Genomic DNA, 14,074 nt, shown 5'->3' on the forward strand with positions numbered 1-14,074 from the left:
CGAAGCCGCCGGACGAGCCGGCGGGTTCCGAAGTCGGATGTCATTGTCGACAACGGTCACGGTCATCGTAGTGTTCCCCTCCGTGGCTCCTGTCGGTCACCGTCACTCACACCAGCCTCACCCGATCGGGTGAGTTCGTCAGGAATCGGCACTTCGGCTTCGCAACCGGTGGCCGACGGTGCAAGGTTGACGCGGGGCGTTTCGTCGCTTCTCGTACGCTGACGATCCGCCCGAATCGAGGCGGAGGCAGTGGGGAGACAATGACTCGTTTCGTGACGAAGGCGGCGATCCTGGCGGTGGCGGCGTTGCCCGCGCTCGCTCCGGTGGCCGCCGCCCAGACGACGCAGACCGTGAAGGCCGTCGACGAGAAGACCGGTCCCGTGTCGTTCGCCAACGTGGCGTCGGTGCGGCTGGGCTCCGACCCGCAGCACGGCGGCTCGCTGATCACCGAGACGCAGCGGTCACCGCTCACCCCCGGCCAGTCGAAGCTCTCGGCCGACCGCGTGGCCGTGCCGAAGAACGACGGCGAGCGCTCGACCTTCGGCGGCAACTGGGAGATCGACCTCGGCAAGTTCGGCGACGCGCCCACGAGCCCGTACCCGGCCGGGATCGCGAGCCGCGACCACAACGTCGTCGCGGCCCTGCAGGCCACGAACGTGCCGGCGGCCGTCGCCGAGACCAACTACGCCCTGCGCGACAACGCCCGCGGCAAGGCCCGCCCGGTCGACAACACGATGCTGGTGCTGGAGAACGCGCGCAGCGCCGCCGACTGCTCGGCCCCGAACAAGGTCACCGGCACCACCACGCTCACCCGGCTCTGGGTGCGCGGCGAGGACGACACCCTCAAGCAGGTCACGATGCCCGCGGGCTCGGGTTCGCTGAGCGTGAAGAACCTGCGCCTGGGCGCGCCCAGGGCCGTCGAGGGGGCCGACGCGACCAAGTCGCTCTCGGACGTCGTGGTGTCCCGTGTGTCCTCGTTCGACCAGCTGATCAGGCAGGACGGCTGGCGCAACGGCGACGTCACGGCTCAGGCCGGCTGGCGCGTCGACGTGACCACCCACGTGCGCAACGAGTCGGGCGACCCGCTGCCGGACGTGAGCACCACGCTGGTGCTCGGCGGCGTGAGCTGCTCGATCCCGAAGAACTTCGTGGCCGTGTCCGGTGGCAGCGGAAACGGCGCGACGGCGACGCAGCCGCCGGTGCCCACCGAGGTCCCGGCCGGTTATCTCGGTACGGCCGCAGCCGCTCCGTCGAGCGACTACCGGCTGCCGCTCGGCCTCGGCCTGCTGGTCGCCGGTCTGGTGTTCGGCGGGCTCGCGATCGGGCTGGGCCGCCGGCGCACGGCGCGCTCGCGCGGCGAGTAGGTCCCCGTGCTGCGCACCGCGCTGGCCGTCGTGTCAGCGGTGGTCGCCGTGCTCGCGCTGGCCGCGGGCGTGGTCGTGCTGACCTGGGGCCCCGCGCCCGTGCCCGCCGCCGCGGCGGAACCGCCGCCCGGCTCGCTGCCGGGGGAGGACGGCGCGCCCGCCGAGCTGCCCGCGGACGGCGCCGCCGTGGGCGTGCAACGGCCCGGCAGCGTCCGGCTGCCCGACGGGTCGGAGGCCCGGCTCGTGCGCACCGAGGTGACGCGCGACGGGATCCTGCCGATCCCGCGTGGCCTCGGCGACGCCGCGTGGTGGGGCGCGCGCCTCGGCTCGAAGCAGGGCGCGGCCGTGCTGTCCGGTCACGTCAACTGGGCCGGCACGAAGGGACCGTTCGACGACCTGTGGCGCGTGCGCACGGGCGACAACGTGAGCATCGTCGACTCCTCGGGCGGGCGCTGGCTCTACCGCGTGACCGGTGCGGCGACCGTGCGCAAGGAGCAGCTCCCGGAGCAGGCGCCGCAGTGGTTCGCGCAGTCCGGGCCGCACCGGCTGGTGCTCGTGACGTGCGGCGGCGACTACGTCGGCGGCACCGAGGGCTACGACGAGAACCGCATCGTCACGGCGAACCTGGTCTCGCGTCCGGACTGAGCACGATCGGGTGCAACCCCGCCCGCGTCCCGCGGCATGTCTTCCTGCGCACGACACACCGGAGCAGGGAGCACGATGCAAGGGACACAGGAACGGCCCGCGAGGACCAAGTGGGTACTGGGCGCCGTCGGGGCCGTGGTGGTGGCGGCGCTCGTCGTCGCCCTCCTGATCTTCACCGGAAAGGATGAACCCGGTCTCGCCAGCGGCGCGGCTTCTGTACCGGTACCGGCGGCGGGAGCGGGTGCGGCGCAGCAGTCGGCACAGAAGCAGGCCGACCCGGGGCAGACGCCCGGCACCGTGCTGCTGCCCGGCGGCGGCACCGCGAAACTCGTGCAGGAACCCGTGGGTGACGACGGCGCGCTGGTGATCCCGCAGAGCCTCGCCGAAGCCGCGTGGTGGGGCTCGGGCCTGGGCGCCGACCAGGGCGTCACGCTGTTCTCCGGGCACGTGAACTGGAAGGGCCGCACCGGGCCGTTCGACCAGCTGTGGCAGGTGGAGCAGGGCCAGGCCGTGACGGTCACCGACACCTCGGGCGGCAAGTGGAGCTACCGCGTCGACGAGGTCCGCACGATCCACAAGTCCGGGCTCGCCGCGGAGTCCGCGAAGCTGTTTTCCCCGGACGGGCCCCACAAACTGGTGCTCGTCACGTGCGGCGGCGACTACGTCGGCGGCACCGAGGGCTACGACGACAACCGGGTCGTCACGGCGTCGCTGACGGGCCGGCCCTGAGCCCTGCTCACCTCGCCGGAAGGGCCGCGGGGGCGGCCGGATACGCTGGACCTCTTAGTCAGATAACCGTCCCCGCATGCGTCCGGAGCGTGGAGTGCCCGCCAACACCATCGAAACCGTCGTCAGTCTGTGCAAGCGCCGTGGCTTCGTCTTCCCGTCGGGAGAGATCTACGGCGGCACCAGGTCGGCGTGGGACTACGGGCCTCTCGGCGTGGAGCTGAAGGACAACATCAAGCGCCAGTGGTGGAAGACCATGGTGCAGGGCCGGGAAGACGTGGTCGGGCTCGACTCGTCGGTGATCCTGCCGCGCCAGGTGTGGGTCGCCTCGGGCCACGTGAACGTGTTCACCGACCCGCTGATCGAGTGCCTCCACTGCCACAAGCGCTTCCGCGCCGACCAGCTCGCCGAGGACTACGAAGGCCGCACCGGCAAGGCGACGTCGGAGGACGACCTGTCCGACGTGCCGTGCCCCAACTGCGGCACGCGCGGCAAGTACACCGCGCCGCGCGACTTCAACATGATGCTCAAGACCTACCTCGGCCCGGTCGAGAGCGAGGAAGGCCTGCACTACCTCCGCCCGGAGACCGCGCAGGGCATCTTCGTGAACTTCCTGAACGTGCAGACGGCTTCGCGCAAGAAGCCGCCGTTCGGCATCGGCCAGGTCGGCAAGTCCTTCCGCAACGAGATCACGCCGGGCAACTTCATCTTCCGCACGCGCGAGTTCGAGCAGATGGAGATGGAGTTCTTCGTCGAGCCGGGCGAGGACGAGCGCTGGCACCAGTACTGGATCGACGAGCGCACCAAGTGGTACACCGACCTCGGCATCAAGTCGGAGAACCTGCGCCACTTCGAGCACCCCAAGGAAAAGCTCTCGCACTACGCGAAGCGCACCGTGGACATCGAGTACCGGTTCGACTTCAACGCGGGCCAGGAGTGGGGCGAGCTCGAGGGCATCGCCAACCGCACCGACTTCGACCTCACCACGCACTCGAACCACTCGGGCGTGGACCTGTCGTTCTTCGACCAGGCCTCGGGCCAGCGCTACCGCCCGTTCGTGATCGAACCGGCGGCGGGTGTCGGCCGCTCGATGATGGCCTTCCTCGTCGACTCCTACGACGAGGAAGAGGTCCCCAACGCCAAGGGCGGCACCGACAAGCGCACCGTGCTGCACCTCGACCCGCGGCTCGCGCCGTTCAAGGCCGCGGTGCTGCCGCTCTCGCGCAACGCCGACCTCTCGCCCAAGGCCCGCGACCTCGCCGCCACCCTGCGCAAGCACTGGAACGTCGACTTCGACGACGCGCAGGCCATCGGCCGCCGCTACCGCCGCCAGGACGAGATCGGCACCCCGTACTGCGTCACCGTGGACTTCGACTCGCTCGAAGACCAGGCCGTCACCGTCCGCGAACGCGACAGCATGACCCAGGAACGCATCGCGATCGACAAGGTCGTGGAGTACCTGGCGCCTCGGCTGCTCGGCTGCTGACACTTTTCGTACACGGCCCTTCCCCGGATCACGGGGGAGGGCCGTTGTGCTTTGTCGGGCCGGGCCGCGACCCCTGACACCTGTCACGGTCACGACGTGACGCTCGGCCTGCGGACCCACGCCCCAATCCCGGCAGTCTTCAAGGCATGGAAACCACACAGGCCACGCGCGGGACGCGGGACGTCGCGGCGGGGGCCGCCGTTCGGTTGAGCGGGTTGAGGAAGCACTACGGCGAGGTGCGGGCCGTCGATGGGGTCGAGCTGACGATCGCGCCGGGGGAGGTGGTGGCGCTGCTCGGGCCGAATGGCGCGGGCAAGTCCACCACCGTCGACATGATCTTGGGGCTCAGCAAGCCCGACGCGGGTGAGGTCACGGTGTTCGGCAAGACGCCGGGCGACGCGGTGCGCGCCGGGATGATCGGGGCGATGCTGCAGGGCGGCACTCTTCTCGACGACCTGACCGTGCGCGAGACGGTGCGCATGGTCGCGAAGCTGCACCGCACGCCGATGCCGCTCGAGCAGGCGCTGCGGCAGGCGGGGATCGACGACATCGCCGACCGGCGGGCCAACAAGCTCTCCGGCGGGCAGAAGCAGCGGGTGCGCTTCGCCGTCGCGCTGGTGTCGGACCCCGATCTGCTGGTGCTCGACGAGCCGACGGCGGCCATGGACGTGGGCACGCGGCGCGAGTTCTGGAAATCCATGTACTCCTTCACCGAGAGCGGCCGCACGGTGCTGTTCGCGACGCATTACCTGGAGGAGGCCGAGGAGTTCGCCGACCGGGTGGTGCTGATGCGGTCCGGCCGGGTCGTCGCCGACGGGTCGGTCGCGCAGGTGCGCGCACTGGCCGGCGGCCGCACCATCCGCGCGGTGCTGCCGGATGCCACCGGGGAGACCGAACGTCTCGTGGCGACGCTGCCCGCGGTGACCGACTTCGAGCTGCGCGGCGAGCGCGCCGCGATCTCCAGCAGCGATTCGGACGCCACGCTGCGAGCGCTGATGGCCGCCGTGCCGGCCGTGCACGACATCGAGATCAGCGCCGTCGGCCTCGAAGGCGCGTTCCTTTCGCTGACCGCGGAAGACCACACCGAACCGGAAGAAGCAGCCCGATGAACCCGTCCTACCTGGCCGTCGAGATCAAGCGGCTGTTCCGTTCCATGCGGTTCCTCATCTTCGTCGTCGCTTTCCCGGTGTTGATGTTCTTGTTGCAGGCCAACGTTTTCACCAAGGCGAGCGACCCGGACCACGCGGCGATCGTGGCCGTGGTCATGGTCAACATGATGGCGTTCGGAATGTTCGCCGCCGCCACGACCAACGGAGCCCGGCTCGCGATCGAGCGCGCGAGTGGCTGGCAGCGACAGCTGCGGCTGACCCCGCTCTCGGGGGCTTCGTACCTCGGCGGCAAGGCCGTGTCCGGCCTGCTCGTGGGGCTGCCCGCGCTGTTGCTGGTGCCACTCGTGGCGATCTTCATCGAACACGTGCACCTCGGCGGCGGTGACTGGCTGCGGATCATCGCCGGCCTGTGGCTCGGCACCATCCCGCTCGTGCTGCTGGGCCTGCTGCTCGGCCAGCTCGCCACGCCGGAGTCGCTGCAGCCCATCTCGATGATCGTGATGCTCGGCATGGGTTTCCTCGGCGGCCTGTGGATCCCGATCGAGAGCATGCCCTCGTGGATGCACGACGTCGCGCAGCTGCTGCCCACCTACTGGCTGATCGGGCTGGTGCGCCCGGCCGTGACCAACGAGCTGCTCGTGAGCTTCCCGACCGCGGTCGCGGTGCTGGCGGGCTGGGCCGTGGTCCTCGGAGCGCTCGTGATCAGGCGATACCGTAAGGACAGCGCCCGGGTCTGACCGGGACGGGAGGGAACGACGGTGCAGCGGACGAAGGAAGAGCCCGCGTCGATTGCGCAGACCCGGTTCCGGTTCGCGCTGGGCGACCGGTCCTCGTGGTGGGACGACCCGATGATCGGGCACCGGGGAGGTCCGAACAAGATCGGCTGGCCGATCTTCGCGGTGCTCTTCCTGCTGCCCTTCCTCGTCCCGGTCACCCGCGAGCTCGCCACGGGTGGCGAGCCGCTGTGGACGCGGGTGCTGATGGCGCTGCTGGTTTACGGCTACGGCGCGTGTTACGTGGTCTTCCCGACGGTGTTCCGCAAGCCGCGGCAGGTGAAGCTCACGTTCGGTGCCGTGATGCTGGCGCTGGGCCTGCTCGCGACGCTGCTGGTGGACACGAGCCCGTACATCCTGCTCTACGCGACGGCCACGCTCGCCTTCCTCTTCCCGGCGGGCTGGGCCGCGATCCTCGACACGCTGGCGCTGGGTGCGGTGGCCGTGGTGCTGCTGGCCGACGGCCGGATCCAAACCGACGGCGGTGATCTGATCTCGGTCGGCGCGATCACGCTGGCGATGTTCTTCATGGCCAACCTCGTCCGGGCGGTGCGCCGGCTGGAGCTGGCCAACCAGGAGATCGCCACGCTCGCGGTGGCCAACGAGCGCCAGCGCGTGGCCCGCGACCTGCACGACCTGCTGGGCCACAGCCTCACCACGATCACGGTGAAGGCCGGTTTGGCGCGGCGGGTGCTGGAGAGCTCCGGCGACGTCGGGCGCGCGGTCGAGGAGATCCGCGAGGTCGAGGGACTGACCCGCAGCGCGCTGTCGGACGTGCGGCTGACCGTGTCGGAGTACCGCGAGGTGTCGCTGGCCGCGGAGCTCGCCGGGGCGCGCGCGGCGCTGCGGGCGGCGGAGATCGAGGCGGACTTGCCCTACGCCGTGGACAACGTGCTGCCACAGCTGCAGAGCACCTTCGGATACGTGCTGCGCGAAGCGGTCACCAACGTGTTGCGCCACTCCGGGGCCGAGCGCGTCGGCGTGCGGTTCGGGCGCGACTGGCTCGAGGTGGCCGACGACGGCGCCGGGGCCGAAGCGGCGCAGGGCAACGGGCTGCGCGGGCTCACCGAACGCGTCGGCGGCGTCGGGGGGACGCTGCACAGCGGGCCGCGGCCCGGGGGAGGATGGGTGGTCCGGGCGGAGGTTCCGGAAGCTGAGCCGCCGGCCGTCCAGGCCGTGCGTGCCGAACCCGCGGGAGGACTTGCGTGATCCGCGTTCTGCTGGCCGACGACCAGGCGATGGTGCGCGGAGCCCTGGCCACCGTGCTCGGGCTGGAGGCCGACATCGAGGTCGTGGCGCAGGTCGGGTCGGGCGACGAGGTGCTGGCCGCGGCGAAGGAGGCGGCGCCGGACGTCGCGCTGCTCGACGTGCAGATGCCCGGCAAGGACGGTCTCGCCGCGGCCGCGGAGCTGCACGCCGCGCTGCCCTCGTGCCGTGTGATCATCTGCACGACCTTCGGCCGGCCCGGGTACCTGGCGCGGGCGATGGCCGCGGGCGCCGCCGGGTTCGTGGTGAAGGACGCGCCGCCGGAGCAGCTCGTGGAGGCCGTCCGGCGAGTCCACAGTGGACTGCGGGTGGTGGATCCCGCGCTGGCGGCCGAATCGCTGGCGACCGGGGCGAGCCCGCTCACCGGGCGGGAGGGCGACGTCCTCTCGACCGCGCGCGACGGCAGCACCGTCGCGGACATCGCGAAGGCGCTGTTCCTCTCGGAAGGCACTGTGCGCAACCACCTTTCGGCCGCGATCGGCAAGACGGGCGCCCGCACGCGCGCCGAGGCCGTGCGGCTGGCGGAGGAACGCGGCTGGCTGTGACGCCGGGGTGCCTGCGCCGGAATCGCGTGCGGCTCTGAAAAGATGGCGGGCATGAGAACACCACCCACGTGGGCGAACTGGCTGCGCCGCATCGCGTTCGGCGCGGTGCTCGTGGTGCTCGCCGTCGTCGGCGGTACGGCGTTTCGCGTGTGGCAGGTCGCGCGCGAGAACGACCGCACGCCGGCCGACGTGATCGTGGTGCTGGGGGCCGCGCAGTACAACGGCAAGCCGTCGGGCATCTTCACCGCACGGCTGGAGAAGGCGCGCCAGCTCTACGACGCGGGTGTCGCGAAGACCGTGGTGACCGCTGGGGGCAAGAAGGCGGCTGACAACTTCACCGAGGCCGCGGCCGGCGCGCGGTGGCTGACGCAGCACGGCGTGCCCGCGTCCGCGACGCTGGCGGTCGGCGAGGGCAGCGACACGCTGCGGAGCCTGCGGGCCGTGGCCGACCAGGTGCAGGCGCGCGGCTGGCACACGGCGGTGCTCGTGAGCGACCCGTGGCACTCCTACCGCGCGCGGACGATGGCGGCGGACCTCGGCCTCGACGCGTGGACCGCGCCGACGCACAGCGGCCCGATCGTGCAGGAGCGCGTGACGCAGGTCCGCTACATCTTCCGCGAGACGGGCGCGCTGCTGTTCTACGAGCTCACGAAATCGCCGGCCGACGAGCTGTTCGACACGTTCATGGGCTGAACTTCCCCGGGGAATTGTCGGTGGCCGCGCTTAAGCTGGCCGGGTGAGCGACGGGTACTCCGAGTACGACCGCGCCCGGGTGCTGGCCGAGGCACCCAAGGGCGCGGCGCTGGCCGGCGCGCGGCCGGACGGCCGCAGCGACTTCGCGCGCGACCGCGCCCGCGTGCTGCATTCGGCCGCGCTGCGCCGGCTGGCGGGCAAGACGCAGGTGGTCGGCCCCGGCGAGGGGGCCGAGGTCAGCGGCGTGCCGCGCACGCGGCTCACGCACTCGCTGGAGGTCGCGCAGATCGGGCGCGGCATCGCCGAGGAGCTGGGCGCCGACCCGGACCTCGTCGACACGGCCGGGCTCGCGCACGACATCGGGCACCCGCCGTTCGGGCACAACGGCGAGCAGGCGCTCGACGACGTCGCCCAGGCGTGCGGCGGGTTCGAGGGCAACGCGCAGACGTTGCGCATCCTCACGCGCCTGGAACCGAAGTCGCTCGACGAAGCCGGCGCGGCGGCGGGCCTCAACCTCACGCGCGCCTGCCTCGACGCGACCACGAAGTACCCGTGGCGGCGCCGGCCGGGGCAGCAGAAGTACGGCGTGTATGCCGACGACGTGCCCGTGTTCGAGTGGGTGCGCTCCCGGGCACCGGGCGAGCGGCGATGCCTCGAGGCCCAGATCATGGACTGGTCCGACGACGTGGCCTACTCCGTCCACGACGTCGAGGACGGTGTACTGGCAGGACGCATCTCGCTGAGCGTGCTGGCGGATCCGGACGAACGCGCGGCCGTCGCGGAAGCCGCGGCGCGGCACTTCTCCACGCTGTCGGCGTCCACTTTGGAGGGCGCGGCCAAGGAGCTGCTCGACCTGCCCGTGGTGGCCGCCCTCGTCGGCACCGCCCCGGACGGCTCGCTGCGCGCCCAGGTGGCGTTGAAGCAGCTGACGAGCGAGCTCGTGGGCCGCTTCGCGTCCGCCGCGGTCACCGGCACCCGCAGCGTCTACGGCGAGGGCCCGCTGCTGCGCTACGGCGCCCGCCTCGCCGTCCCGGACCAGGTCGCGGCGGAGGTCGCGCTGCTCAAGGCCCTGGCTCTGCGCTATGTCATGAGCGACCGCCGCCGCCTCGCCATGCAGGACGGCCAGCGCGAGCTGATCGCGCAGCTGGTCGCCGCTCTCCTGCGCCGCGCCCCGGAGTCCCTGGACCCGCTCTTCGTGCCCCCGTGGCACGCCGCGGCCGACGACGCCGCGCGCCTGCGGGTGGTCGTCGACCAGGTTGCCTCGCTCACCGACGCGCAGGCCCACGAATGGCACCGCTGGCACGTGGGGCGGCACGCCTGAGCTCCCGCTCTCCCGACCACTCGTCTGCTGCCCACCCCGCCCCGATGCGGCGTTGGTTGCTCCATCCATGCCTCCGCCGCCACCCTCAACGGAGGCGCCGCGCGCACGTGCCCGATTCAGCGCACCGAACGCCGCATTAGGGTGCTTGAGGGGCAGAGCGGGGGGCGGCTGATCGGTTCGGTGCCGCCGGAACCACCCGGTCGGGTACGGTCGCCGCATGGCCGTGGACAGCCACTTGGACTTCACGCTCGCCCTGGGACGCACCGCAGCGGCGGGTGGGGGTGACGCGTGTTTTTCGCCGTACTCCGCGGCCAGCGCGCTGGGCCTCGCGGCCCGGGCGGCGCGCGGGCGGACCGCCGAGGAGCTGCGAAAGCTCCTGGCCACCAGTGACGTCGACCTCGACGCGCACGCCATCGTGCTGCGCGACGCCTCGACGCTCGGCGATGAAGCCCAGCTGGCCGTCGCCAACACACTCTGGGCGTCCGACGCGATCACCGTCGAGAGTGCCTTCGTCGACGAGCTCGTCACCTGGCCCGGCGGCAAAGCCGAGACCGCGCCCTTCACCACCGATCCCGAAGCCGCGCGCGGCCTGATCAACACCGACGTGGACCGGATCACCCACGGCCTGATCCCGGAGCTGCTGCCCTCGGGCACGATCAGCGCCGATACCCGCGCCAGCCTCGTCAACGCGCTATACCTCAAGACCGCCTGGCGCCACCCCTTCCCCGACGGCGCCACCGCCCCCGCGGACTTCCACAGCCCCGGGGCCACCCGTCGGGTGCCGACCATGCACCTCGAAGAGACCGTCGGCTACCACCACGCCGGCGGCTGGCAGGTCGTGAGCCTGCCGGCGCAGGGCGGCGTCGAAGCCGTCGTCCTGCTCCCGGACGGCGATCTCGCACCCGCCGAGGCCGCGCTCGGCACCGCGAGCCTCAAGCAGCTCCTCGCCGGCCGGAAACGCCGCAAGGTGCGCCTCTCGCTGCCCCAGATCAAGCTCGACGTCCGCACCGACCTCGACGGTGCCCTGCGCGCCCTCGGCGTGCGCGAGGTGTTCACGCAGGACGCCGACCTCACCGGGCTCACCGCCACGCGGCCGCTGTGGGTCGACAGCGTGGTGCACCAGGCCGTGCTGCGCCTCGACGAGCAGGGTCTCGAAGGCGCGGCCGCCACGGCGATCCAGATGCGCACGCTGTCCCTGTCCACGGCCGAGCCGCTCGAAGTCGCGGTGGACCGGCCGTTCCTCCTGCTCGTCCGGCACGCCGGCACCGGCGCGGTGTACTTCTTCGCGCGGGTGGTGCGCCCGTAGTGAGTCTTTTCCAACCGGAAGCGAGGACCGAGCTGATCCCCGCGGTTCCCGGGCCGTCCGAGCCCGCCGCCACGCCGAAGCCGCGCCCTTCGTGGGCCGACGCCGGCATCGTGGCGGCCTTCCTCGCGTTCGCGTTCATCCTGTACGGCGGCCTCTGGGGCGACCTGGGCACGGGCTACCTGTGGAACAGCGCGTCGGACCAGAACCTGTGGGAGTGGTTCTTCGACGTCACCGCGAAATCCGTGCTGCACCTGCAGAACCCGCTGAACTCGGGCCTGCAGAACTACCCGCTCGGCGTGAACATGATGGCCAACACGGCCATGCTCGGCGTCGGGGTCCCGCTCACGCCGATCACGCTCGCGTTCGGTCCCACGGTCACGTGGGCGATCGCGCTCACCGGCAGCCTCGCCGGCACCGCGGCCGCCTGGTATTGGGTGTTCTCGCGCCACCTCGTCCGGCACCGCGCGGCCGCGGCGATCGGCGGCGCGGTGGCCGGGTTCGCGCCGTCGATGATCTCGCACGGCAACGCGCACCCGAACTTCGTCGCGTGGTTCGTGCTGCCGTTCCTGGCGGTGAAGGTGATCCACCTGGCGCAGGGCCGAAAGCTCGTGCGCAACGGGATCTGGCTCGGCGTGCTCACCGCGTACCAGATCTTCCTCGGCGAAGAGCCGCTGCTGATCTTCGCGCTGGGTTTCGTGATCTTCGCCGTCGCGTACCTCGCGTCGCGCCCGCGGGAGATCAAGGCGATGGTGCGCCCGCTGCTGCTCGGCGGCGGGCTCGCCGTGGTGATCACCGGCGTGCTGGTGGCTTTCCCGCTGTGGTGGCAGTTCTTCGGCCCGCAGAGCTACTCCGGCCTGGAGCACGGCCCGGTCGGCAACGACCTCGCCGCGTTCACGCGGTTCGCCACGCAGTCGGTCGCCGGCCAGCCCGACGCCGCGGCCGACGTGTCGATCAACCGCACCGAGGAGAACGCGTTCTTCGGCTGGCCGCTCATCGCGCTCATGGTCGTGGTGACGATCTGGCTGTGGCGCGAGGTCGTGGCGCGCTCGCTCGCGATCGCGATGTTCCTCATGGCCTGGCTGTCGATGGGTGTCGAGCTCATGGCCGTGCACGTGGACACGGGCGTGGCCGGGCCGTGGCAGCTGCTGGCCGACCTGCCGCTGTTCGAGTCGCTGCTGGAGTCGCGCCTGGCGATGGCGTGTGTGCCCGCGATCGGCGCGCTGCTGGCGATCGCCACCGAGCGCGTGTTCGCCACGGCCGAGACCCTGCCGGACCCGGAAGAGGGCCGGCCCCGGCTGCCCCTGCGCCTGCTCTGGGTGGGCGCGGTGATCGCCGTGCTTCTCCCGATCGCGCCGACGCAGCTGCTGGTCAAGGACCGCCCGCCCACGCCGGCCTTCTTCGCCGACGGCACCTGGCGCACCTTCGTCGCCCCCGGTGGCACGGTGGTGCCCGTGCCGTTGCCCGGCTCGGGCGAGTCCGAGCCGCTGCACTGGCAGATGGACGCCGGCCTGGGCTACGCGATGCCCGAGGGCTACTTCGTGGGCCCGAGCGGCCCGGACGACAAACGCGGCCGCTACGGCTCCTACCAGGTCCCCACGTCGACCCTGCTCGACCGCGTCCGCGACTCGGGCGAGGTCCAGCCCGTCACCGACGCCGACCGCGACCAGACGATCAAGGACCTGCGCTACTGGAACGCCAGCGTGCTCGTCCTCATCCCGCGCGAACACGCCGACGCCTACCGCGCCACCGTCGAGATGCTGCTGCGCAAGCCCGCGCAGTTCGTGGACGGGGTGTGGGTCTGGGACGTGCGTGCGATCACGGCCCACGGTTAGCGGATGCCTCGGTACCCGTGCCCGTGTTGTGGACACCTCGTGTTCGAGGAGCAGCCGGGCTCCCACGCGATCTGCGCCGTGTGCTTCTGGGAAGACGACGCGATCCAGCTGCGGTGGCCTGACTGGAGCGGCGGCGCGAATCGCCCGTCGCTGATCGAGTCGCAGCACGCCTACGCCGAACTCGGTGCGATGGAGGGCCGCTTCACCGGCCTCGTTGGCACAGCGGCCGCGTCCGGACCTGTCGACGACGGCTGGCGTCTCCTCAATCTCGCCGTCGACAACCTCGAGCTTCGGGGCGACCACGGGGCGCCCTGGCCGGCCGATGGCACCCGGCTCTACTGGTGGCGGCCGAACTGCTGGCGTCGAAGCTGACGCTCAGCTGTCACACCCGAGGCGTCCGTCTCGTTCCTCCGTCAGCACCGACGAAGAGGAGACGACCATGCCCCGCATCCCGGCGAAGCGCACCACCGAGGCCGGCCCGCTGCTGAAGCTGTTCTACCGGTTCGCCGGGAAGCGCTTCGGCGCCGTGCCCGAGCCGATGGCCGTGGTGGCCCACCACCCGGGCCTGCTGCGCGCGGCCGTGGTCCACGAGCTGATGGCCGAGAAGGCGTCGAAGCGGCTGCCCGCCGACGTGCGCGAGCTGGCGGTGTACCGCGTCGCCACGCGGATCGGGTGCTCGTGGTGCGTGGACTTCGGCACGATGCTGCAGCGCCACGACGGCCTCGACATCGAGCGGCTGCGCCACATCGACGACTACGCGACCTCGCCCGCGTTCTCGCGCGCCGAGCGGCTGGCCGTGGCCTACGCCGACGCGATGTCCGGCGCGCAGGTGAGCGTGACCGACGAGCAGGTGGCCGAGCTGGAAGCCGAGTTCGGCCGCGCCGGCGTGCTGGAGCTGAGCTACCAGATCGCGCTCGAGAACTCCCGCGCGCGCATGAACAGCGCGCTCGGCATCGTCGACCAGGGCTTCACCTCGGGCGACGCGTGCCAGGTGCCGTTGCCGTGACC

General features: G+C 71.7%; 14 protein-coding genes. All 14 read left to right on the forward strand.

From position 1 onward, the window contains the following. Nucleotides 1-260 precede the first annotated feature (260 nt). Nucleotides 261-1,364, forward strand: coding sequence for a hypothetical protein (locus QRX50_RS23115; protein WP_285973991.1), 1,104 nt, complete (start codon nucleotides 261-263; stop codon nucleotides 1,362-1,364). A gap of 6 nt (nucleotides 1,365-1,370) precedes the next feature. Then, nucleotides 1,371-2,009: a class F sortase gene (locus tag QRX50_RS23120; RefSeq protein WP_285973992.1), complete on the forward strand. Its 639-nt coding sequence runs from the start codon at nucleotides 1,371-1,373 to the stop codon at nucleotides 2,007-2,009. A 75-nt stretch (nucleotides 2,010-2,084) separates the two neighbouring features. After that, nucleotides 2,085-2,738 carry a class F sortase gene (locus QRX50_RS23125; protein ID WP_285973993.1) on the forward strand — a complete coding sequence of 218 codons (654 nt, stop codon included), beginning with the start codon at nucleotides 2,085-2,087 and terminating at the stop codon, nucleotides 2,736-2,738. Nucleotides 2,739-2,832: 94 nt separating this feature from the next. After that, complete coding sequence (locus tag QRX50_RS23130) at nucleotides 2,833-4,221, forward strand: glycine--tRNA ligase (protein ID WP_285974536.1); 1,389 nt, start codon at nucleotides 2,833-2,835, stop codon at nucleotides 4,219-4,221. Nucleotides 4,222-4,367: 146 nt separating this feature from the next. Continuing rightward, complete coding sequence (locus QRX50_RS23135) at nucleotides 4,368-5,330, forward strand: ABC transporter ATP-binding protein (RefSeq protein ID WP_285973994.1); 963 nt, start codon at nucleotides 4,368-4,370, stop codon at nucleotides 5,328-5,330. After that, complete coding sequence (locus QRX50_RS23140) at nucleotides 5,327-6,067, forward strand: ABC transporter permease (protein WP_285973995.1); 741 nt, start codon at nucleotides 5,327-5,329, stop codon at nucleotides 6,065-6,067. The genes QRX50_RS23135 and QRX50_RS23140 overlap by 4 nt, the downstream gene beginning before the upstream one ends. 111 nt (nucleotides 6,068-6,178) lie before the next feature. Next, nucleotides 6,179-7,312 (forward strand): sensor histidine kinase, encoded by a 1,134-nt coding sequence (locus QRX50_RS23145; protein ID WP_434533356.1) that lies wholly within the window; start codon nucleotides 6,179-6,181, stop codon nucleotides 7,310-7,312. Next, nucleotides 7,309-7,914, forward strand: a complete 606-nt coding sequence (locus tag QRX50_RS23150) for a response regulator transcription factor (RefSeq protein ID WP_285973996.1) — start codon at nucleotides 7,309-7,311, stop codon at nucleotides 7,912-7,914. The genes QRX50_RS23145 and QRX50_RS23150 overlap by 4 nt, the downstream gene beginning before the upstream one ends. A 51-nt stretch (nucleotides 7,915-7,965) precedes the next feature. Then, on the forward strand, nucleotides 7,966-8,607 hold the full coding sequence (locus QRX50_RS23155) for a YdcF family protein (RefSeq protein WP_434533305.1): 642 nt from the start codon (nucleotides 7,966-7,968) through the stop codon (nucleotides 8,605-8,607). Nucleotides 8,608-8,650: 43 nt separating this feature from the next. Continuing rightward, nucleotides 8,651-9,928, forward strand: coding sequence for a deoxyguanosinetriphosphate triphosphohydrolase (locus QRX50_RS23160; protein ID WP_285973998.1), 1,278 nt, complete (start codon nucleotides 8,651-8,653; stop codon nucleotides 9,926-9,928). A gap of 217 nt (nucleotides 9,929-10,145) precedes the next feature. After that, nucleotides 10,146-11,234 (forward strand): serpin family protein, encoded by a 1,089-nt coding sequence (locus tag QRX50_RS23165; protein WP_285973999.1) that lies wholly within the window; start codon nucleotides 10,146-10,148, stop codon nucleotides 11,232-11,234. Continuing rightward, entirely contained in the window at nucleotides 11,234-13,066 is a 1,833-nt protein-coding gene (locus QRX50_RS23170; RefSeq protein WP_434533306.1) for a glycosyl transferase, read from the forward strand. The genes QRX50_RS23165 and QRX50_RS23170 overlap by 1 nt, the downstream gene beginning before the upstream one ends. Before the next feature lie 39 nt (nucleotides 13,067-13,105). Continuing rightward, the gene (locus QRX50_RS23175) at nucleotides 13,106-13,438 is read left to right on the forward strand and encodes a CPCC family cysteine-rich protein (protein WP_285974000.1); all 333 of its coding nucleotides are present in this window, start codon (nucleotides 13,106-13,108) and stop codon (nucleotides 13,436-13,438) included. Nucleotides 13,439-13,505: 67 nt separating this feature from the next. After that, nucleotides 13,506-14,072 (forward strand): carboxymuconolactone decarboxylase family protein, encoded by a 567-nt coding sequence (locus tag QRX50_RS23180; RefSeq protein ID WP_285974001.1) that lies wholly within the window; start codon nucleotides 13,506-13,508, stop codon nucleotides 14,070-14,072. Nucleotides 14,073-14,074 lie beyond the last annotated feature (2 nt).

The organism is Amycolatopsis sp. 2-15, from assembly GCF_030285625.1.
Taxonomy (GTDB): Bacteria; Actinomycetota; Actinomycetes; order Mycobacteriales; family Pseudonocardiaceae; genus Amycolatopsis; species Amycolatopsis carbonis.